This window comes from Glaciimonas soli (assembly GCF_009497155.1).
Taxonomy (GTDB): domain Bacteria; phylum Pseudomonadota; class Gammaproteobacteria; order Burkholderiales; family Burkholderiaceae_D; genus Glaciimonas; species Glaciimonas soli.
In genome coordinates this window covers 398,522-419,156 of sequence record NZ_WINI01000001.1, presented here as the reverse complement: position 1 = coordinate 419,156, position 20,635 = coordinate 398,522, and the positions used below count along the sequence as shown (strand labels likewise).

Sequence of the window (20,635 nt, the reverse complement as noted above, 5' to 3'; positions counted from 1 at the left end):
TATATATCGCCACATGGCGTTTACTTGCATTTATATATTTACAGGATGAACCATGCCTAATATGTTTTATATCGGTTTGAGCGGCATGAATGTTGCTCAAGGCTCGCTGATGGCGACAGCCCATAACTCTGCCAATTCTGCGACGCAAGGTTATAGCCGTCAGTATGCGGTGATTGGTGCCAACGGCGGTAATTATGTTCCTAGCGTTGGCTATTTTGGAAATGGCGCAAAAATTTCCGGTATGGTTCGAAGCTATGACAATTTCATTTCTGGCGAATTAAATCAAGCCATTGGTAAAGCCGAGTTTTTGAACGCACATTTTACGGGTGTCAGCCAAATTGATACTTTGCTGGGCGGCATTACTGTCGGGCCAAAACTGGCGGCATCGCTGGAAGGTTTCTTCAACAGCATGCAAGGCGTGGCCAATAATCCTGCCGACCCATCTGCTCGCCAACAGTTACTCTCTTCAGCGCAAGCATTGGCAAATAAGTATCGCTCGGCCAATGGCGAATTGAATAATATGAATCTAGGTGTGAATGATCAGATCACGGCAAGTGTTGATCAGATCAATTTGTTGAGCAGGCAAATCGCCGATATGAACAAACAGATTTTGCAAGCGAGCGCCGGAGGTCAGCAGCCAAATGACTTAATGGATCAACGCGATTTGATGGCCCATAATCTGAGCGGATTGGTGCAGGCCAAAGTCAATATCGGGAGCGACGGGCGATACAACATCACTACCGGCAATGGTATGTCGCTGGTGTCGGGAGATGCTGCGAAACAGTTTAAGGCGGTACCTTCGGCCGCCGATCCGAGTCGCATGGCGGTAGCCTTGGTCAATCAGAATGGCAGCGAATCAGAATTGAGCGACAGCACCTTCACCGGTGGTTCCTTGGGTGGCGTGCTGCAATATCGAAATGAGAGTCTGATTCCTTCGCAAAATGCGCTGGGCCGGATTGCGATTGCCTTAGCCGATGCCATCAATTCGCAGCAAAAACTGGGCGTGGATATGAAAGGGCAGTTCGGCACGGACTTCTTTTCGCAAAGCTCACCTGGCGCGCTTTCCAATGACAAGAATAAGGGCAACATGTCGTTGACCCCTAAATTTTCTGATGTCAGCAAGCTGACTGGCAGTGATTACAAAATTACCGTTTCTGGCACACCAGGTAGTCTGGAATATATTGTCACACGCTTGCCCGGTAATGGTGTGATGGGTAACTATAACGATGCGGATTTCCCACTGAAATTTGATGGCTTGACTATAGATGCGGCAGGTTTAGGACAGCCGGGCGACTCGTTTCTGATTCAGCCAACCCGTAATGGTGCGTCTGGTCTCAACGTGTTGATTGCTGATCCGGAAAAAGTAGCTGCTGGCGGTGCACTAGTCACTAACACCGTTGCAAGCAATACCGGTACAGGGAAGATTTCTACGGCAGAGATTAATAAGCCGTATATGGGTAATCCATTGACTGGTCCTGTAACACTGGTCTTTGATAACGTAACCGGTACGTTTTCTGGTTTCCCGACTGGCTCTGGAGCGCCGTCGAATATGGATATCACCGTGACGACCGCAGATGGTTCGTCCACAGTTTATCCTGCGGGATCCGACGTTCCCTACACCTCTGGCGCCACCATGAGTTTCGGCGGGATTACGGTTTCAGTTTCTGGCGAACCAAAGGCAGGCGATCAATTCACCATTGAGCCGAATATTAACGGTATTTCTGATGGTCGTAATGCCTTGGCAATGGGGGCGTTGCAGAATACAAAAACCATGGATGGTGGCACAGCCAGCTTTAGTGATGCTTATGGAAAATTGGTTGGCAAGGTCGCTAGTAAAACCCAAGAGTTGAGCATGGCAGCGACTTCGCAAGGGCAGTTGGCACAAAACATTTTGGAACGTTTGCAATCCATCTCTGGCGTGAATCAGGACGAAGAAACCGCCAATGTATTGATCTATCAGCAAATGTATCAGGCCAACGCCAAGGTTCTCAAAACAGCGAACGAAATGTTCGACACTATTTTGGGCATTAACTAACCCGGTCAATTTCGCTACACCAATTTGGAAATTAATATGCGTATCAGCACACAAACTTTTTATGACAGAAGCCTGAATTCATTGCAGTCACAACAAACTGCGTTATCGCGTCTGGGAATGCAGGTTGGCACGCAAACACGCGTGATGACAGCATCGGATGACCCTATCGCGGCGATTCGCGCCCTCGGTATCGGCAAATCGCTTTCCGTCAATGCCCAATTTGCTGCCAGCCGTACGCAGGCCAATCAAAGTTTGGGGCTTTCCGATAATGTGTTGGGCAATGTTGCCAGCACTACTCATAAAATTAAAGAGCTATTGGTTCAGGCGGGTGACAATGCGTTGAGCGACGTTGACCGCGCCGCGATTGCCACGCAGCTGGAAAGCCAAATGGATCAATTGATGGGATTGGCGAATACCCGTGATGGGAATGGTCAATACCTCTACGCGGGATTCAAAAGCGCGTCGCCACCATTTATCAAACAGGCTGACGGCAGCGTGTCATATGTCGGTGACCAGGGCGAACGTTTAATGCAGGTCGATGCAGCACGCCAAATGGCGGCAAATGATAACGGCCGTAGTATTTTTCAATCGGTGCAAGCTAATGCAAAATATATAGGTTCTACACCGGCATCGAATACTGGTAGTGCGATGTTTAAGGGCACTTCAGTGGTCAATGCAAACGATCCGAATTTTGGTAAAGATTTCGATATCACTTTCCTCGCTGGCGAATACAAGGTCATGACGAAAGATACGCCGCCAGTAGTAATTGCAACCGGGCCGTATAAAGATGGTGGCACGATTACTTTTGGCGGTATGCAAATGGCAGTCACTGGCACGCCGGTAGATGGGGATGTCATTCATGTGACGACTGCAAAAAATGCTGGCACCGACATGTTTAGCGCATTAAGCGATGTCATTTCAGCATTGCGTCAGCCGGCTTCAGGTGGCGGCAGTCCCGCATTCGCAAAAATAAACAATGCATTGAGTACCGCAAATGTGAAATTCAGTAATGCGTTGGATAATGTGCTGACAGTGGCCACATCCGTTGGCGCCCGTATGGCGGAGCTAGATATGCTGGATGAAGGCGGTGAAGATCGCCGAGTATCGGAAGAAGGTTCCCTGGAAAATCTGGTTGGACTTGATATGATAGGTGCGATCTCTCAGCTGGAGCGCCAAAAAATGGCGATGCAAGCAACCATGTTGACGATCATGAAGGTCCAGAGTTTATCGTTGATGGACTATGTGAAATAAATAGCGCATTTCAAAAAAAGAAGCTTAGGCTTCTTTTTTTATGTTTCCTCCATGTTGTCATTGCTATGTAAAAGTAGAAAAATCTAACAAGCGTTGCCGTTAATTAAATTCAAATTAAGCGCGCAATCCCAGCAACACCTGCATTACTGTCGCATGTGCGTTGGCAAATCCTTGTTCCAGAAACAAGCTTAAGTGCGGCATCATCATTTGCAGGACCAACATACCAGATAGCAATGTCACTGGAAAACCAACCGCGAAGATACTCAACTGCGGGGAAGCGCGATTGAGTATGCCCATTGCAAGATTAAGCGTTAATAATGCGGCAATCAGTGGCGATGCCAGCATCAATCCGATGGAGAATACCTGGCCGCCGGCCATCACTAAGGTGTACCAGCCATCGCGTGCCAAGGGGGCGTCAGATATTGGCAAGAGATGAAAACTCTCTGCCAGAGTAGCAATTAATAGCAGATGACCATCGAGTGCCAGAAAAATTAACAGCGCCAACATATTCAAAATACGCGACAGCACGACAGTTTGGCCACCGCTGCCAGGGTCAAAAAACGAGGCAAACGACAGACCCATTTGCAAGCCTATATAGTCTCCCGCCGCTTGCACGCCAGCGAACACCAGTTTCATGCAGAAACCCATGGCCGAGCCGATTAACACTTGTTGGAAAATGATCCAAAAACCCGGGGCGGAAAACAGCGGCACATCGGGCATTTCTCCCACTGTAGGACCAAGGGCAAATGCGAGTAGGGCGGCCAGTGCCACTTTGAGCGGTCGTTGAACTTTCGCCTCGCCAAAAATTGGTGCGGTGCTGATCAATGCCAGCATTCGCACGAATGGCCAGAGGAATGCGACTATCCAGCTAGTCAGCTGTTCTGAGTTAACGAATAGGACAGGATCCATGACGGGTAACGTAGGTTTGCGGCTTAGGATGCCAGAAGCGGGATACTGATAATTGTTTCACGCATGTAATCGACTAAGGTGCTTAACATCCATGGACCGGCGATTATGAGGGCGGCGAACACCCCCAATAATTTAGGAATGAAAGACAAAGTGGTTTCATTGATTTGGGTCGCGGCCTGAAAAATACTCACGACCAGACCGATGATCAGTGCAACCAATAGTAATGGCGCAGCAATAAGCAGCGTAAGCTTCATCGCCTGGAAACCCAAGGTCATTACTGATTCTGGTGTCATGTGTATACTCTAAATTGAGAGATGGGAGTGGAAGGTCGTTGCACCCGCACTAGTATTCGTCGAGCGGGGATGCGACAATGTATAACGAAGGAGGCAGGAATAGCTTATCAGCTACGTGTAAAAACTCTGGGCCAATGCACCCACCAATAATTGCCAGCCATCGACTAATACAAACAGCATGAGCTTAAATGGCAATGATATTGTCGCCGGTGGCACCATCATCATCCCCATAGACATCAAGACACTGGCGACCACCAGATCGATAATTAGAAAGGGAATGAAAATTGTGAAGCCAATCTGGAACGCTGTTTTTAATTCACTTATCACAAATGATGGCACCAGAATCCGCAAGGGCACTTCTTCCGGTCCTTGCATCTCAGGAGTGTTGGCCAGCTTGGCAAACATGGCTAAGTCAGCTTCGCGTGTTTGTTTGAGCATGAATTCCTTGAACGGTTTTACTCCGCGATTTAAAGCAGTTTCCATGCTGATTCTATTTTCAGAAAACGGTTTGTAAGCGTCCTTGTAGGTTTTGTCCAGGACTGGTGACATGACGAAAAATGTCAAAAACAGCGCCAGGCCAACCAGAATTTGATTTGGTGGTGACGATTGAGCGCCGATGGCGGTACGCAGCAGGCCGAGCACGATGATGATGCGAGTGAAGCCGGTCATGGTTAGCAAGATCGCAGGCAAGAACGACAGCGATGTCAGCATCAGCATGGTTTGCACTGAAAGCGACCAGTTTTGGCTGCCATTTGGACCAGGTGTGGTAGTTACCCCAGGGATGCCTTGCGCGTTTGCCAGCATCGGTAGCATCGTCAATAAAATGCATGCCGAAACTGCGAAGGTACACCAGACGGCACGGCGATTAAATACCAGTTTATGCATTAGTCGGCCTTTATGACGAATGAAGAAGCGACGACGCCATTGGAAGGTGCGATTCCTGAGTTTTTGCCAACAGATTTATACGTTGCCTCGCGCAATTTCTGAGCGAAATTGGCGGCAAATGCCGCACCGAAAGATGTAGCTTTGTTTGTGTTTGCTTGTGTTGTAACTCTCGCCTTTGCCTGCGCAGGTAAAGTATGCAAGGTGTTGATTTGACCGGTAGTGACACCCAGCACTAACCAAGTGTCGTCTACTTCAACGATGACTACCCGTTCTTGCTTTCCAACGTTAGTGCTGCTAATGACTTTGAGTAAATCACCTTTGCCGTTACGCTGAAATCCCAGGCGACGAGCGATGGCTGCGATCAAAAAAATGACGCCGATCACCACGACCAGACCAGAGCCGGCCTGCATCAAGCCAGCGGCGCCCCATGATGGCGGACCGCCGGTTGCACTTATTATGGCGGCTGTGCTCTCCGACTTCATGGGCGCGACAAAGCCGGCAGCAGCGGTTGCTTCCGTGTTGACTGTTGCGCTGGAAGGTGAAGTCTTATTCATGATGGACAATCGGCTATAAGATTAAACAGGATCAGCGATTCAGTTTATGAATCCGTTCGGACGGCGTAATGATATCGGTGATGCGAATCCCGAATTTGTCATTGACCACGACCACTTCGCCTTGAGCAATCAGGTAACCATTGATCAATACATCCATAGGCTCACCGGCTAAGCCATCCAGCTCGACCACAGAGCCTTGCGCCAGTTGCAGCAAATTTTTGATGGTGATGCGAGTACGGCCCAATTCAGCAGTAAGCTTGACGGGGATATCCAAAATCATGTCGATATCGGTTTTAGCCGCGTTATCACTTTGCACCGACTGGAACGCACCCTCAGTGCCAGTGCCAGTACCAGCGCCGGTGGACGGAGCTGCATTTTGTGCTGCTAAAGCGCTGGCCCATTCGTCAGCAACATTGGCGGAATTCTTGTTTGGATCTTCTTGCTCACTCATGGTCATTTCCTTGGCTGGCATCGCCGCTGCGATGATTAATCATTTTTTGTAGGTTTAACGCATAGCGCCCATTGGAGGTGCCGTAGCTGCATTCCATTACTGGCACATTATCGACATTGGCAAATATAGTTTCGGGCATTTCAATCGGTAATACGTCGCCAATTTGCAGTTTCAGCAACTGGCCTATGGTCGATTGCAACTCCATGAAGTTGGCGGTTAATTCGACATCGGCACTTTGCACCTGGCTCGATAATTGTTTGATCCAGCGCTTATCAATCCCGACTTCATTTTTCACAGGGTTGATCAATAAATCGCGTATCGGTTCTATCATCGAATACGGTAAGCAGACATGCAGTTCACCGCCAATCGGTCCAAATTCAATATTGAATGTGGTATTGAGAACGACTTCGTTGGGCGTAGCAATGTTGGCAAATTTGGTATGCATTTCTGAACGCATATATTCAAATTCAATCGGGTAAACGGGATTGAATGCAGAGCTATAACTTTGTAATGCAAGGTTTAGCAAACGTTTGATAATGCGTTGTTCAGTTTGTGTAAAATCGCGTCCTTCAACCCGCATTTGAAAACGGCCATCGCCACCAAACAAATTATCAACGACCAAAAACACTAAATTAGGGTCAAATACAAACAATGCAGTGCCGCGCAAAGGCTTCATGTGCAGCAAATTGATATTGGCTGGCACAGGCAGATGGCGCATAAACTCGCCATATTTTTGTATCTGTATGGCACCTACGGAAATATCGGCATTGCGACGCATAAAGTTGAATAAGCCGCTACGTAAATTTCGGGCGAAACGCTCATTAATAATTTCCAGCGTTTGCATGCGGCTACGCACAATACGCTCTTGATTCCCTAAGTCGTAGGCTTGCACACCGGCAGACTGCGTTGGTGCAGCGCTGATTTTTTCAGCATCGTCACCGGAGAGTCCTTTCAGTAGTGCATCTATCTCATTTTGAGATAATCGCTGTTCATATGCCATTCTTTGGTCCCGGCTTTTCTGTTGTTAAGCGCTAACCCTATCCGGCTAGCAGTCAAAATTACGTCTAAATTATTATGCAAATGCATCGGGCGATGATGCGTTCGATTGCAGACTTATTGCACAATGAAAGTCGTAAACAACACACCTGAAATACGCAGCGGTGCCTGTCCGGCGAAAAATGGAACGCTCAATGATTTTGCAACTTCTGCAGCTAAATTTCTCTTGCTTTCTGGTGTATCCAGCGACTCTGAAGAGCGATCGGCGAGCAATGTCAACACACGGCTGCGGGCTTCAGGTAAAAAATCTGTTAGCAGAGTTTTTGTTTTCGCATCGGCGACTTTGATGACCAGCCCGACATGCAAGAAGCGATCACGACCTTGCTGCTGTAAATTCACCGTAAAAGGTTCAAGCGTGACAAAAATTGGCGCTTCCAGAGCAGCTTGAGATTCTGCATTTTGTATTGTTTTTTTATTAGCTGCGTCGGCCGGATTATGTTCAGACGTTGCATTTGCCGGATGAAATGATAGATAACCAAAATTATATGCCCCACCGATACAGATGGCCGCAAGCACGATCAGAATTGCCAGGATCAGGCCTATTTTTTTCTTGGATGAATTTGCTTGCTCAGCTTTTATAGTTGCCATGAATAGTCCCGCATTAATTAACAGCCCATATTCTCAAGGAATTGGGTCGCTAACTATCGGCTGATTAAAAGGCATAAATTGCTTTAACTTGGCGTTTTGGTTTTTTACGTTGTTTAGAACAAAGTGTTTGGCAGAGCAGGTGTGGGGGAGATTGCGAGGCTGGCTATTGCCGTAACGGTATCGAAGCGGGAACAGTATCTTGTTCCCGTTACGAACGCGTATCCTGCTAAGAAATGTTTATTTTTGAAACGTTAAACAAAGGTATCGATTTCACCAAGATTGCGACGTTTTATGACGGTTTGTGGTGATTCTGTCGTCGTATTTGCATCGCCGCCAAATGCATCGCGATTTGGTTGACGATGTTGCTGGCCTGACGCAGATGAATGTTCGCCGCCATGCTGGTTCTGAGTAAAGGCGCTTGGCTGACCTTGTGTATCTGGACTCACCGAAGATTGACTCAGGGTGATACCGTTGTCTTGTAGTGCAGTGCGTAACTGCGGCAAGGCGGCTTCTAATGCTGCGCGTACCGCCATATGGGCCGAGGTGAAATGCGCTTGTGCCTGATTTTCTGTAAAGCTTAATGTTACTTTTAATGGCCCAAGTTCTGGTGGGTTTAAATGTAATTCTGCACTTGATTGCTGATTGTCGCTCATCCACGAAATGTGCTCGCCGATGGCGGCCCCCCATTTTTCACTACCCACTTCCGGATGGACTGCCAATGTTGCGACAGGTGTGTCGGCGCTAGTGTTAATGGACAAAGGCATCGCGGGTACCACCTGCATCATGGAGGCTGTCATGGACGATGACAGGCTTGAATTAAACGGTTCCGTCATTTTAGGTGTGCTTGCTTGCAGATCACGGGCAGCGACGACGGACGAGGATAAATCAGATGTATCATTTTGTTTGTGTTGCCCGGATTGTCCGTTACCGGCCGCATTTTTTGGTAATAGAGCATCGGTATCGGCAGCAGCAATCGCTTTGGATGCGATGGTACTAGCATCTTGCGTGGCGGCTTCTGCTTTGTCGCGCGGCGATAATAAGGCCAGAGCTGCCGCAGGGGAACTTGCATTATTTTTTCCGGCCCCGGCATTGCCGGTTGTTGGCTGCAGGCCTAGCAATGTCGCTGCTTTGTCGGCAGGATAAGCTTCGGGTATTAAATTCTTCCCCGCGTAGTCGAATTCCTGCTTTGCCTGTTTGCCGTGCGCGGCAATTGCCCGCTCAAATTGTGCATCGGCACTGGTTTTCAGGCTGCTGATATCGACCGTGCTGGCCAGCGTACCTAAATCCGATACTTTCGGCGTTTCTTGTACATCGTGTGCAGCGACCGACTGCGGACGTTTAGCCGGACGCGCATTGGCTTTGTCAGCAGGCTTGTCATTATCGGTAGCGCCATTTTCCTTTTTTGATAAAGAGTGCTTCATTGCCTGATCGAAGCTATCCGCATTATTTTCCTGATGGCCAGCATTTTTGCTGGCAAACTGAACTTGTGTCCCGGCTTGATTTGCAGTCACAGGATTGAGTAATAAAGACATAGTGTTCCTTGAGAAAATTATTTATATCGCTACTTCGCGCAAACTAAACTGTCGTGCTGCATGTTCGTCACTAATACCTTGCTCGCGCTTGCTTTGTACCTGTGCCTCTTGCTGTTTGACTCTTTCCTCCAGAGTGCAAAAAGAAGATACTTTCTGCTTCGCCTGAATCCAGTCTTTCCGACCATGTATCAAACTTTCTTCAGCTTGCCTGACGATGGATTCTTGCTGAACGATCGCGCCATCCAGAGTGGTGATGAAATGCTGCGTATTGCGCCAATAGGAAGAGGGCGCGCCTTGTTCCATTTGTGCATGCAGCTTGAGGTAATACTCTGTGCGATAAGCATGAAGCATTACTACTTTCTCTTTTGCATGGCTTAATGCCGTTTGTAATTGACCAAGGCGCCGGGTCGCATTGTCAGTTTTCTTTTCTGCCAGCTCAATCAACATCGGCAGTGGTAAAGTGTTTTTTGTCATTGTTTTACCGTATCAATTCGTAAATTCTGCTTAAGAAACGCCCTTAAGAAAAAATACCTGTCAATTTTGCAGTTGCATCTTCGTAACTGGTTCTGTCATCCATCTCTTGCTGCAAGAATTCCTCAATTTTTGGGTACAGAGCAATCGCCTTATCCAGTTGTAAATCATGACCGGCAGCATAAGCACCGACACTGATCAAATCACGATTGCGTTGATAGCGCGATAACATTTGTTTGCATAGTCGTACCTCGGCGAATTGCTGCTTAGGGATAATTGCGGACATAACACGGCTGATCGAGGCTTCAATGTCGATCGCTGGATAATGGCCCGCTTCGGCCAAACTACGCGACAACACGATGTGACCATCCAAGATCGCACGGGCTGAATCGGCGATAGGGTCTTGTTGATCGTCGCCCTCCGTCAGCACTGTATAAAATGCAGTAATAGAACCGCTTTTTCCATCGGAATCGGCCGCGCCGTTACCGACACGTTCAACCAGCGCTGGCAACTTGGCAAATACAGAAGGCGGATAACCTTTGGTGGCAGGCGGTTCACCGACTGCCAAAGCGATTTCACGTTGTGCCATCGCATAGCGCGTCAACGAATCCATAATCAGCAGCACATCTTTGCCTTGATCACGGAAATATTCCGCAATACAAGTGGCATAGGCTGCACCTTGCAATCGTAATAACGGTGAAGTATCCGCAGGAGCTGCAACCACGACGGCGCGTGCCAAGCCGTCTTCGCCCAGCGTATGTTCAATAAATTCTTTGACTTCGCGTCCGCGTTCGCCGATCAGACCAACCACGATGACGTCTGCGCTGGTATAACGGGCCATCATGCCAAGCAACACACTTTTACCGACACCAGAACCTGCGAACAAGCCCATACGCTGGCCGCGGCCCACCGTTAATAAGGCATTGATTGCGCGTACGCCGACATCCAGGACCGAATCGATAGGTGCGCGTTGCAAGGGATTAATAGGGGCAGAGGAAAGTGGTACTTCACGTTCGAAATTGAGCGGACCTAAGGTATCCAACGGCCGACCGGTCGCATCGACCACGCGCCCCAGCATTCCACTGCCGACTGGCAATCGCTTGGCGCCTGTGACGGCACTGTGATGAGTTTTGTCCGCTTCCGCGTTATTCGCCCCGAGGTTGGCGGCAGAAGGGGGTAATGCTTCCACTGGATAGACGCGCGCACCTGGTATCAAGCCGGTGACTTCCGTTCTCGGCATCAAGAAAATACGATTGCCACTGAAACCGACGACTTCCGCTTCTGTGGTGCGCTCCGCGCAGCCAGCAGCAAGCTCGATCAGGCAATCACTGCCAACCGGCAGGCGAATCCCGACTGCCTCCAGCACCAGGCCGACAGCGCGCGTCAAATGGCCGTAACTACGAATTGGCGTACTGCGTGCAACTTTGCCACTGGCATGTGCCAACGCAAGCTGCCATCGCTGTTGATGAAGATTGCCGCTAAGTTTTTCGCTCAATGAGTTGCTTATCGACTCACTTAACTTGGCGTTTTGTCTGGCCCGGTAGGTCACCATATTTATTCTTTCACATCATCACGACGGCGATGGAATTGGGTCTCGTGGTGCCCCAGCGCCGCAGTGATACGCTGCCAGCGGGTATCCAAAGTGGCGTCGATCCCGCCACTTTCAGCTTTGACACGACAATCACCGCGCTGTAAATGCGGATCGCTTTTGATGTTCCAGCCGACTGCTTGCAATTCTTCCATCAGATATTTTTCAACCAGGCTGAAATCTTCCGGATGCAGCAGTAGTTGCGGCTGTCCGGATAATGCTGGTTCGGTTTGCAGCAATTCCCGTACAACCGGCAAAATCAATTCGGGCTCAATCGACAATTCCTGCACTACTAATTGGCGTCCGACATCCAATGCCAATGTGAGCAAATCGTCGGCAATTTCTTGATCGTTATTACGCAATGCCTGCGGTAATGTCGTGAGCAAAGTACGCAGTTTTTCCACTTCATTTTCAACCAGCGCGATGCCGACGTTATAACCTTGTTTTTGACCCTCCAGATACCCCAACTTCAAGCCTTCATTAAGGCCTTCTTGTCTGGCCTCTTCGCGCAAGCGTACCAGCTCTTCTTCATCGATCAGCAGGTGCGCTTGCAGTTGTTCCAGTCCTGATGCAAGGCCGGTTTCTGGCAATGCATCATCATCGACTGTTAAATTGATCAGCGTATCGTCAATTGGCATGCCGTCTTTAAACATGCCGGCGTTCCAACGTTCCCAGGCATGCACGGAGCTTTGAGAAGCAATTTTTGGCGGCCGTTTTTTCTTGACGTTATGACGATTAACCGGTTGCAGCACAGCTGGCCTGGCGTAAGTATTCGCCAGAGGCATAAAAGTTTCGGCTGAGCCGTGCCGTACTGCTGGCATCGGGAACGGCTGAAATGAGGATGGACTGGTTTTCGTAGCGTTGGCCATAATCGTTATACAAACTGTTCATCTTTAGAGGCGCCAAGCGTGAGTTGTCCAGCATCGGCCAGACCACGCACGATTTGCAAGATCTTCTTCTGCTCAGCTTCCACCTGCGATAAACGAACCGGACCGCGGTTTTCCAGATCTTCACGCAATATTTCTGCCGCACGTTGCGACATATTGCGTAAGAATTTTTCGCGCAATTCCAGTTTCACGCCTTTCAAGGCGATGATTAATGTTTCCGATTCGACGTCTTTCAACAGGAGTTGAATGCCGCGATCTTCTATATCCATCAGATTTTCGAACAAGAACATTTCATCGATAATGCGTTGTGCCAGATCGGCATCCTGATTGCGAACATGATCGATGACGTTTTGTTCTTGTGTGCCACTCATCAGATTGAGCATCTCGGCCGCAGCGCGTACACCACCCAGGCGATTACGTTTGATGCCCTGGCCGGATAGCAGATTCGACAAGACTTCCATCAGCTCTTCAAGTGCTTCTGGCTGAATGCCGCCGAAAGTGGCGATGCGCATCATGACATCCTGACGCAGACGTTCATCAAATACTTCCAGTACCGCCGATGCTTTAGGGCGATCAAGATGGATCAACAAGGTAGCGATAATCTGTGGATGTTCATCACGGATCAGCTCTGATATCTCCAGCGTTTCTAACATGTTCAACGTTTCGATTCCGTTGACTTTGTGGTTTTTACGCATGGATTCGGTGATGCTTTCAAACAGGCCGGAGGCACGATCGCTGCCGACGGCTTTATCCAGAACGGCACGTAAATAAGCATCGGAGTCCAGCGTGATGGATGAAAACTGTTCCGTTTCCAGGCGAAACTCGTCCAGTACATCTGCGATTTGATCGCGAGTGAGGTTATGCAATCTGGTCATTGCCAGACCTACCTTTTGCACATCTTCTGTATCCAAATGTTGGAATACTGCAGCAGCATGATCTTCACCCAGCGACATTAATAAAATGGCGCTTTTTTTAATGCCGGCTTCTGTTGTCGTGGTTGTGATCGCCATTATTGCTGCTCCTTGTCGCCGTTTATCCAGTTTTTAATCACCATCGCGGCCAGGCGCGGATCTTGTTCGATGATGGTTTGTGCATGCTGCATATTTTCGTGCAATCGTTGCTCCCGCCGCTCTTGTGCTTCTGCACTCAGTTGTACGTTATTCGGCTTGATTTCTTCTACCGCCGGGATTGCCGGCGTTGGTGTCGATGCTGCTACTGGCGGTTCTAAATGTTTGCGTAATAATGGGCGCAACACGCTAAACCAAAGCCATGCGAAGATCACGGCGAACAACAAATACTGGCCTAACGTTTTACCCAGGGCGATATTGTCGCGTTGCTTCCACCATGGCAGTTCTGGTTCCAGATTTTCATTGGTGACGAATTGGCTGTTAGCGACGTTGAGCGAGTCGCCGCGTTCAGTACTGAAGCCCATTGCTTCGCGAGTCAGATTTTTAATCTGATCTAATTCTGCGGCCGGAATCGCTTGTGTCGTCGGCTTGCCTTTTGCATCTACCGCGTTACGGTAGTTGACTACGACTGCGACCGACAAGCGTTTGACACCACCAGCGCCTTGTTGTGTATGGCGTATTGATTTATCGACTTCATAGTTGGTGGTTGCATCACGACGAGTATTACTTGGACCGCGGGCAACCTGGGCATTGTTCGCCGTAGCGCCAGCTGGTGGGGCATTAATTTGTGCGGTTGGTGCATTTGGCGCTTGATTTGACAATGCACCTGGTACGCCACCTGGTGGGGTCACACCCTGTTGATTGGAATCGCTGGATTGCATGCTGCGCACAGCAGCTTGATTCGGATCTTGATTAGGGCCATATTTTTCGTCGGTTTTTTCTACGGTTGTAAAGTCAACGTCTGCTGTAACTTGTGCTTTGACATTGCCGCTACCAACGATAGGTTGCAAAATTGCTTCAATTCTGCGGATATAGTTTTGCTCAATTTCATGGGTATATTTCAACTGGCTGGCATCTAGCCCACGATTGTTGGTGTTTGGAGATGACAGTAAATTACCTGCCTGATCGACTACCGTCACATTTTTTGCATTGAGCTCTGGCACGCTGCTGGAAATTAAATGGGTGATAGCGCTGACCTGGCCTTCGTCGATACTGCGGCCGCGTTGCAAGGTCAAGATCACGGAAGCACTCGGCTTTTGCTGGTCGCGAACAAATAATGAAGGTTTTGGAATGGCCAAATGTACGCGGGCCGTTACTACTGAAGCAATCGATTCGATGGACTGGGCGATTTCACCTTCCAGCGCGCGCTGATAATTTACCTGCTCGGCGAATTGGCTGGTACCGAATTTTTGTGTCTCCATTAGCTCAAAGCCAACTGAACCGCCTTTAGGCAAGCCCTGCGCTGCCAGACGAAAACGCGCATCGTGCACTTGACTGGCCTCAACCAGCACGGCGGAGCCGCCATCAGAATATTTATAAGGGATATTCATTTGCTGCAATGACGCGATTACTGCACCGCCGTCACGATCAGACAGGTTGCTGAACAACACCCGATATGTCGGCGCACTGTTCCACAACCACAAAGCGGAAATGAGTGTTATCGCTAGCGCGCCGCCAATGATCAAAGGTAGCTTGGGATTGCTGCGTAATTGCGCTATCAGTTTCGTAATGGGATTGGCTGCGTCAGTACCGCTTTGTGTCGCCGTGCTCATGCTGACACCTCAACTAGGCTATTCGTCGATGACTGTATGCATAAGTGGCTGGTATTTTTATTTTTCTTCACTTCACATTTCTGCTTGGATGTCATACAGCAGGCTTCCTTAAATTTGGGGAGTAGGGATCACGACCAGGTGCAACAAACGGCTGTTGAGCCCTAACGAATAGATATTTTTTAATGCAGGCGCTGTTTATTCATGCTGAATTCAAATTTAGCGTGACGGCAGCCGCAACAACTGTACGTATTGTCAACGGATAGCCTATTTTTTGATCGGTTGAATAGCCGGGTTTTTTGCCGTTAGTTGCTGCTTTACGAACAAATTCGGGCTGTTGAGCGGTTTATTTGAAAATTTAAATGAGTCGACTATCAACAAAAAAATGACGGCGCATTAGATTTTGGAAAAATATTTTGAAAAAAAGCAGCCGTTGTTAAATTTTTTCAAATAGCTGTCGATAACTGGATTGACGATGGCTTGCACGACTTTGTGTTTGGAAACGAATCAGAGGATTGCGTCAACGTTAAAAGGAGTAGTGAATGCAGGGCGCACTCAACGTGATATCGCATTGAGTTACTGTTGCTGACATCAATTATTTGCAAACCAAGAGGAATTTTCAGCATGGCACAAATCATCAATACCAATGTATTGTCATTGACAACACAAAATAATTTAAACAAATCACAAGCTGCTTTGGGTTCTGCCATTGAGCGTTTGTCATCTGGCCAGCGTATCAACAGCGCAAAAGACGACGCTGCCGGTATGGCCATTGCAAGCCGCTTCACTTCAAACATCAAAGGTTTGGAAATGGCAAAGCGCAATGCCAACGACGGTATCTCGATTGCGCAAACCACTGAAGGCGCATTGACAGAAATCACGAATAACGTGCAACGCGTACGTGAATTGACAGTACAGGCGGCTACCGGCACTAACTCAGCAACCGACTTGCGTTCTATCCAAAAGGAAATCAATCAGCGTCTGGCTGAGATCGACCGTACTGCCGCACAAACTGACTTCAATGGCGTCAAAGTATTGGGTTCAGACCAGAAGTTGACTATTCAAGTTGGCGCAAATGATGGGGAAACTATTGAAGTTAGCCTGCGTGAACTGAATGCAAAAACGTTGGGTCTTGATACTTTGGGCGTTGCTGGCCCTAAAGACGCACCTGTAGCGCTTGCTGACGGCGATCTGAAAGATGGCAAAGGTGCTGCGATTAAAGGTGCTGCTGTGACGGCAACGATCAATGTCGATGGCACAGATATAACCGGTACAGTAATGAAAGATAGCAAAGGTAGCCTCTTTATTCAAGCTACGGTTGGTGGTGCTACGAAATACTACGGTGTTTCGAAGTCCGATTTTAAAATTACTGATGAAACTGCAGCTGGTGCTGCCGATGGAAAAGCAGTTGCTACTATAACTGGTGCGACTTCAAGTGATATGTCGGACGTTGCGACTGCCGACCCATTGGCAGCAATCGACAGCGGTTTGAAACAAGTGAATGACCTGCGCGCTGATCTGGGTGCGGTACAGAACCGTTTCGACTCGGTTATCGCCAACCTTGGCACTGCAGTGGTTAATCTGTCCGCTTCACGTTCACGTATTGAAGATGCAGACATGGCAGTTGAAGTGTCGAACATGACGCGTTCACAAATCTTGCAGCAAGCTGGTACGTCAGTTTTGTCGCAAGCAAACAAGACTACACAAAACGTTTTGTCGCTGTTGCAATAAGCTGGTTAAAAAGCGGTATTTTTTCCGCTTTTACCTATGCAATATGAAAATAGATCCCGCTCGGGATCTATTTTTGTTTGTGTCGCGATGGGCGTGTCACTTTTTTTTTGCGCGACATTACTTGTGCCAATGTAAAGATGCAGATTGTTTGTAAGTAGCTAAATTTTTTGGAAGTGGTGCCGATAACATGATTAGCGCTGGCTAGCTCGACTCTGAATTTGGTAACAAAGACAAGAATCGTGTCAACGTTAAAAGAAGCGGTAAGTGCAGAGCGCATTCAAAGTGATTTCGCATTGAATTACTACTTCTGACATCAATTATTTGCAAACCAAGAGGAATTATCACCATGGCACAAATCATCAATACCAATGTATTGTCATTGACAACACAAAACAATTTAAACAAATCGCAAGCTGCTTTGGGTTCTGCCATTGAGCGTTTGTCATCTGGCCAGCGTATCAACAGCGCAAAAGACGACGCTGCCGGTATGGCCATTGCAAGCCGTTTCACTTCAAACATCAAAGGTTTGGAAATGGCAAAGCGCAATGCCAACGACGGTATCTCGATTGCACAAACCACTGAAGGCGCATTGACAGAAATCACGAATAACGTGCAACGCGTACGTGAGTTGACGGTACAAGCGGCTACCGGCACTAACTCAGCAACCGACTTGCGTTCTATCCAAAAGGAAATCAATCAGCGTTTGGCTGAGATCGACCGTACTGCCGCACAAACGGACTTCAATGGCGTCAAAGTATTGGGTTCGGACCAGAAGTTGACTATTCAAGTTGGCGCAAATGATGGTGAAACTATTGAGGTTAGCCTGCGTGAACTGAATGCAAAAACGTTGGGTCTTGAAAATTTGAGCGTTGCAGGTCCTAACGGCGCGGTTACAGCGCTTGCTGATGGCGATCTGAAAGACAGCAAAGGTGTTGATATTAAGGAAGCTGATGTAGCAGTAAATTTTAAAATCGACGGTAAAGCTGTAGCCGGTACACTAGTGACGGATAGCAAAGGTAGCCTCTTTATTGAAGATGCTACTGGTCCAACTACTAAATACTATGGCGTTACCAAGTCTGATTTTGCTATTACGGATGCCGATGCTGGCGCAACTCCTGCCGTCGTTGGTTCAGCAAAGCTTACTGTAGACGCGACTTCGAGTGATATGTCGGCGGTCGGAACTGCGGATCCATTGGCAACCATCGACAGCGGCTTGAAACAAGTGAATGACCTGCGCGCTGATCTGGGTGCGGTACAAAACCGTTTTGACTCTGTTATTGCGAATCTGGGTACTGCGGTGGTTAATCTGTCCGCTTCACGTTCACGTATTGAAGATGCAGACATGGCAGTGGAAGTATCGAACATGACACGCTCGCAAATCTTGCAGCAAGCTGGTACGTCAGTATTGTCACAAGCAAACAAGACTACGCAAAACGTTCTGTCGTTGTTGCAATAAGCTGGTTAAGAAGCGGCATTTCTTGCCGCTTTTTACCTATGCAATTTGAAAATAGATCCTGCTGGGTCTATTTTTCGTTTTCTTTCGCCACTTTCATCGTGTGATATTGCTTGTGCCAATGTAAGGATGTAGATTTTTTATCTATAACTGAATTTCTTGAAAATGGTGCCGATAACTTGATTAACGATGGCTAGCCCGACTCTGAATTTGGGAACAAAGGCAAGAATCGTGTCAACGTTAAAAGAAGCAGTGAGAGCAGAGCTGGTTCAAAGTGATATCACATTGAAATACTGCTTCTGGTATCAATTATTAGCAAACCAAACCAAGAGGAATTTTCAGCATGGCACAAATCATCAACACCAATGTATTGTCATTGACGACACAAAATAACTTAAACAAATCACAAGCTGCTTTGGGTTCCGCCATTGAGCGTTTGTCGTCGGGTCAGCGTATCAACAGCGCAAAAGACGACGCTGCCGGTATGGCCATTGCAAGCCGTTTTACTTCAAACATCAAAGGTTTGGAAATGGCAAAGCGCAATGCCAACGATGGTATCTCGATTGCACAAACCACTGAAGGTGCATTGACAGAAATCACGAATAACGTGCAACGCGTACGTGAATTGACAGTACAAGCTGCTACCGGCACTAACTCAGCAACCGACTTGCGTTCTATCCAAAAGGAAATCAACCAGCGTCTGGCTGAGATCGACCGTACTGCCGCGCAAACTGACTTCAATGGCGTCAAAGTATTGGGTTCAGACCAGAAACTGACTATTCAAGTCGGTGCAAATGATGGTGAAACTATTGAGGTTAGCCTGCGTGAACTGAATGCAAAAACGTTGGGTCTTGAAGGTTTGAGCGTTGCCAGCCCTAAAGGCGCAATTACAGCGCTTGCTGACGGCGATCTGAAAGATAGCACAGGCGCTGACATTAAAGCTGGTGCCGTGACACCAACGATTACGATCGACGGTGGCACTGCTGTAGCCGGTGCTGCAGTAATGAAGGATAGCGAAGGTAGCATGTTCATTGAAGTTACTGTTGGCGCAGATAAGAAATATTATGGTGTTTCGAAGTCTGATTTTAAAACTACTGATGAAACTGCAGTTGGTAATGGCGATGGAACAGCAACAATTGATATAAAAGCGACTTCGCTTGATATGCTGGCAGCAACAAAAACTACGGACCCATTGGCAAAAATCGACAGCGGTTTGAAACAAGTAAATGACCTGCGCGCGGATCTGGGTGCGGTACAGAACCGTTTCGACTCTGTTATCGCCAACCTGGGTACTGCGGTGGTTAATCTGTCTGCTTCACGTTCACGTATCGAAGATGCTGACATGGCTGTTGAAGTGTCGAACATGACACGTTCACAAATCTTGCAGCAAGCTGGTACGTCAGTCTTGTCGCAAGCAAACAAGACTACACAAAACGTTCTGTCGTTGTTGCAATAAGCTGATTAAGAAGCGGCATTTTTGCTGCTTTTTATCTACGCAGTTTGAAAATAGATCCCGCTTGGGATCTATTTTTGTTTGTGCAGATACTTCAATTTGATTGCTTGAATTGCTTGGTTTTCCCCCATTTGTTGATGCATTGACGATTTTTTTTTGCTGTTACGCTGGAGTGCTGGATGTGGCGTGGTCCGTTAGCGTTATGAAAAGTCGACAAAATCCAGCGTCGTTTGGTATTTACTTCAATCGAATGAGAAGTGAATGCGATTCAGACGGCGCTGCATTTTTTCGATTTTCGTATTTGGTCAATATAGAAGAGGTTCGTATGTCGATTTCATCGATTCAGACGGTGTTGCAGCAATTGCAAGCCACCGCGCAAGCTGCCAGCGGTAGTTCTGACAATACTCATGCAGGCGCGATAGGCAGTAGTTTTTCCGATGAAATGAAAAAAACACTGGAGCGTATCAGTTCTGCCCAAACCAGCGCGCAGAGCAAAGCGCAAGATTTTGAATTGGGTAAGCCTGGTGTCGCATTAAATGATGTGATGGTGGATTTGCAAAAGGCGAATATTGGTTTTCAAATGGGATTGCAAGTACGTAACAAGGTTGTTTCTGCGTATCAGGAAATTATGAATTTACCTGCTTAATCCTTGTCGATCTGTGTGAAGTTATTTTTGCTGCCGTCGATCGTTGCGTCTGTTACGGAGAAGACATGACTGGTGATTAAAGTTTTTTTGCAATTAGCCGATAAAGAGGACAAGAACTCTTCTATAGACAGCGGTAACTAGCATCAGAACCCAATCATCAGCACAGACTAGTTAC

At 47.9% G+C, this 20,635-nt stretch carries 19 protein-coding genes; 6 read left to right on the top strand and 13 right to left on the bottom strand.

The annotated features are described in order from the left end of the window. Positions 1-52 precede the first annotated feature (52 nt). Positions 53-2,035 (top strand): flagellar hook-associated protein FlgK, encoded by a 1,983-nt coding sequence (flgK, locus tag GEV47_RS02005; protein WP_153233031.1) that lies wholly within the window; start codon positions 53-55, stop codon positions 2,033-2,035. A 36-nt stretch (positions 2,036-2,071) separates the two neighbouring features. Then, entirely contained in the window at positions 2,072-3,286 is a 1,215-nt protein-coding gene (flgL, locus tag GEV47_RS02000) for a flagellar hook-associated protein FlgL (protein ID WP_153233030.1), read from the top strand. A 114-nt stretch (positions 3,287-3,400) separates the two neighbouring features. Here the strand turns inward: flgL and fliR are convergent, their stop codons facing one another. The 13 genes from fliR to fliF form a co-directional block, all read right to left on the bottom strand. Continuing rightward, on the bottom strand, positions 3,401-4,195 hold the full coding sequence (gene fliR / locus GEV47_RS01995) for a flagellar biosynthetic protein FliR (protein ID WP_153233029.1): 795 nt from the start codon (positions 4,193-4,195) through the stop codon (positions 3,401-3,403). Positions 4,196-4,218: 23 nt separating this feature from the next. After that, positions 4,219-4,488 (bottom strand): flagellar biosynthesis protein FliQ, encoded by a 270-nt coding sequence (gene fliQ, locus GEV47_RS01990; RefSeq protein ID WP_153233028.1) that lies wholly within the window; start codon positions 4,486-4,488, stop codon positions 4,219-4,221. 111 nt (positions 4,489-4,599) lie between these two features. After that, positions 4,600-5,292, bottom strand: coding sequence for a flagellar type III secretion system pore protein FliP (gene fliP, locus GEV47_RS01985; protein WP_407646197.1), 693 nt, complete (start codon positions 5,290-5,292; stop codon positions 4,600-4,602). Positions 5,293-5,372: 80 nt separating this feature from the next. After that, complete coding sequence (gene fliO / locus GEV47_RS01980) at positions 5,373-5,927, bottom strand: flagellar biosynthetic protein FliO (protein WP_228124525.1); 555 nt, start codon at positions 5,925-5,927, stop codon at positions 5,373-5,375. A 31-nt stretch (positions 5,928-5,958) separates the two neighbouring features. Beyond that, positions 5,959-6,384, bottom strand: coding sequence for a flagellar motor switch protein FliN (fliN, locus tag GEV47_RS01975; protein ID WP_153233746.1), 426 nt, complete (start codon positions 6,382-6,384; stop codon positions 5,959-5,961). Then, entirely contained in the window at positions 6,371-7,378 is a 1,008-nt protein-coding gene (gene fliM / locus GEV47_RS01970) for a flagellar motor switch protein FliM (RefSeq protein WP_153233026.1), read from the bottom strand. Before fliM ends, fliN begins: the two co-directional genes overlap by 14 nt. A gap of 113 nt (positions 7,379-7,491) precedes the next feature. Next, positions 7,492-8,022, bottom strand: a complete 531-nt coding sequence (locus tag GEV47_RS01965) for a flagellar basal body-associated FliL family protein (RefSeq protein WP_153233025.1) — start codon at positions 8,020-8,022, stop codon at positions 7,492-7,494. A 251-nt stretch (positions 8,023-8,273) separates the two neighbouring features. Next, a complete protein-coding gene (locus GEV47_RS01960) occupies positions 8,274-9,554 on the bottom strand; it encodes a flagellar hook-length control protein FliK (RefSeq protein WP_153233024.1) in 1,281 nt (426 codons plus the stop codon). 21 nt (positions 9,555-9,575) lie between these two features. After that, a complete protein-coding gene (gene fliJ, locus GEV47_RS01955) occupies positions 9,576-10,028 on the bottom strand; it encodes a flagellar export protein FliJ (protein ID WP_153233023.1) in 453 nt (150 codons plus the stop codon). A gap of 43 nt (positions 10,029-10,071) precedes the next feature. Then, positions 10,072-11,577, bottom strand: a complete 1,506-nt coding sequence (gene fliI, locus GEV47_RS01950; protein WP_153233022.1) for a flagellar protein export ATPase FliI — start codon at positions 11,575-11,577, stop codon at positions 10,072-10,074. 2 nt (positions 11,578-11,579) lie between these two features. Next, positions 11,580-12,482, bottom strand: a complete 903-nt coding sequence (locus GEV47_RS01945) for a flagellar assembly protein FliH (RefSeq protein WP_153233021.1) — start codon at positions 12,480-12,482, stop codon at positions 11,580-11,582. Between the two features lie 5 nt (positions 12,483-12,487). Continuing rightward, on the bottom strand, positions 12,488-13,510 hold the full coding sequence (gene fliG, locus GEV47_RS01940) for a flagellar motor switch protein FliG (RefSeq protein ID WP_153233020.1): 1,023 nt from the start codon (positions 13,508-13,510) through the stop codon (positions 12,488-12,490). Beyond that, complete coding sequence (gene fliF, locus GEV47_RS01935) at positions 13,510-15,180, bottom strand: flagellar basal-body MS-ring/collar protein FliF (RefSeq protein ID WP_153233019.1); 1,671 nt, start codon at positions 15,178-15,180, stop codon at positions 13,510-13,512. Before fliF ends, fliG begins: the two co-directional genes overlap by 1 nt. Positions 15,181-15,801: 621 nt before the next feature. Between fliF and GEV47_RS01930 the strand changes: the two genes are divergently transcribed. The 4 genes from GEV47_RS01930 (at position 15,802) to fliE (ending at position 20,460) form a co-directional block, all read left to right on the top strand. Further along, positions 15,802-16,908 carry a FliC/FljB family flagellin gene (locus GEV47_RS01930; RefSeq protein WP_153233018.1) on the top strand — a complete coding sequence of 369 codons (1,107 nt, stop codon included), beginning with the start codon at positions 15,802-15,804 and terminating at the stop codon, positions 16,906-16,908. A 346-nt stretch (positions 16,909-17,254) separates the two neighbouring features. Continuing rightward, positions 17,255-18,364, top strand: a complete 1,110-nt coding sequence (locus GEV47_RS01925) for a FliC/FljB family flagellin (protein WP_153233017.1) — start codon at positions 17,255-17,257, stop codon at positions 18,362-18,364. A gap of 340 nt (positions 18,365-18,704) precedes the next feature. Further along, entirely contained in the window at positions 18,705-19,817 is a 1,113-nt protein-coding gene (locus GEV47_RS01920; RefSeq protein WP_153233016.1) for a FliC/FljB family flagellin, read from the top strand. A 322-nt stretch (positions 19,818-20,139) separates the two neighbouring features. Next, a complete protein-coding gene (gene fliE, locus GEV47_RS01915) occupies positions 20,140-20,460 on the top strand; it encodes a flagellar hook-basal body complex protein FliE (RefSeq protein WP_153233015.1) in 321 nt (106 codons plus the stop codon). The last annotated feature ends 175 nt before the right edge of the window (positions 20,461-20,635 follow it).

What these genes read in the sequence shown, in the direction of transcription:
- flgK (WP_153233031.1), top strand. Translation starts at nt 53, where the DNA reads ATGCCTAATATGTTTTATATCGGTTTGAGCGGCATGAATGTTGCTCAA.
- flgL (WP_153233030.1), top strand. Translation starts at nt 2,072, where the DNA reads ATGCGTATCAGCACACAAACTTTTTATGACAGAAGCCTGAATTCATTG.
- fliR (WP_153233029.1), bottom strand. Translation starts at nt 4,195, where the DNA reads ATGGATCCTGTCCTATTCGTTAACTCAGAACAGCTGACTAGCTGGATA.
- fliQ (WP_153233028.1), bottom strand. Translation starts at nt 4,488, where the DNA reads ATGACACCAGAATCAGTAATGACCTTGGGTTTCCAGGCGATGAAGCTT.
- fliP (WP_407646197.1), bottom strand. Translation starts at nt 5,292, where the DNA reads ATGCTGGCAAACGCGCAAGGCATCCCTGGGGTAACTACCACACCTGGT.
- fliO (WP_228124525.1), bottom strand. Translation starts at nt 5,927, where the DNA reads ATGAATAAGACTTCACCTTCCAGCGCAACAGTCAACACGGAAGCAACC.
- fliN (WP_153233746.1), bottom strand. Translation starts at nt 6,384, where the DNA reads ATGACCATGAGTGAGCAAGAAGATCCAAACAAGAATTCCGCCAATGTT.
- fliM (WP_153233026.1), bottom strand. Translation starts at nt 7,378, where the DNA reads ATGGCATATGAACAGCGATTATCTCAAAATGAGATAGATGCACTACTG.
- GEV47_RS01965 (WP_153233025.1), bottom strand. Translation starts at nt 8,022, where the DNA reads ATGGCAACTATAAAAGCTGAGCAAGCAAATTCATCCAAGAAAAAAATA.
- GEV47_RS01960 (WP_153233024.1), bottom strand. Translation starts at nt 9,554, where the DNA reads ATGTCTTTATTACTCAATCCTGTGACTGCAAATCAAGCCGGGACACAA.
- fliJ (WP_153233023.1), bottom strand. Translation starts at nt 10,028, where the DNA reads ATGACAAAAAACACTTTACCACTGCCGATGTTGATTGAGCTGGCAGAA.
- fliI (WP_153233022.1), bottom strand. Translation starts at nt 11,577, where the DNA reads ATGGTGACCTACCGGGCCAGACAAAACGCCAAGTTAAGTGAGTCGATA.
- GEV47_RS01945 (WP_153233021.1), bottom strand. Translation starts at nt 12,482, where the DNA reads ATGGCCAACGCTACGAAAACCAGTCCATCCTCATTTCAGCCGTTCCCG.
- fliG (WP_153233020.1), bottom strand. Translation starts at nt 13,510, where the DNA reads ATGGCGATCACAACCACGACAACAGAAGCCGGCATTAAAAAAAGCGCC.
- fliF (WP_153233019.1), bottom strand. Translation starts at nt 15,180, where the DNA reads ATGAGCACGGCGACACAAAGCGGTACTGACGCAGCCAATCCCATTACG.
- GEV47_RS01930 (WP_153233018.1), top strand. Translation starts at nt 15,802, where the DNA reads ATGGCACAAATCATCAATACCAATGTATTGTCATTGACAACACAAAAT.
- GEV47_RS01925 (WP_153233017.1), top strand. Translation starts at nt 17,255, where the DNA reads ATGGCACAAATCATCAATACCAATGTATTGTCATTGACAACACAAAAC.
- GEV47_RS01920 (WP_153233016.1), top strand. Translation starts at nt 18,705, where the DNA reads ATGGCACAAATCATCAACACCAATGTATTGTCATTGACGACACAAAAT.
- fliE (WP_153233015.1), top strand. Translation starts at nt 20,140, where the DNA reads ATGTCGATTTCATCGATTCAGACGGTGTTGCAGCAATTGCAAGCCACC.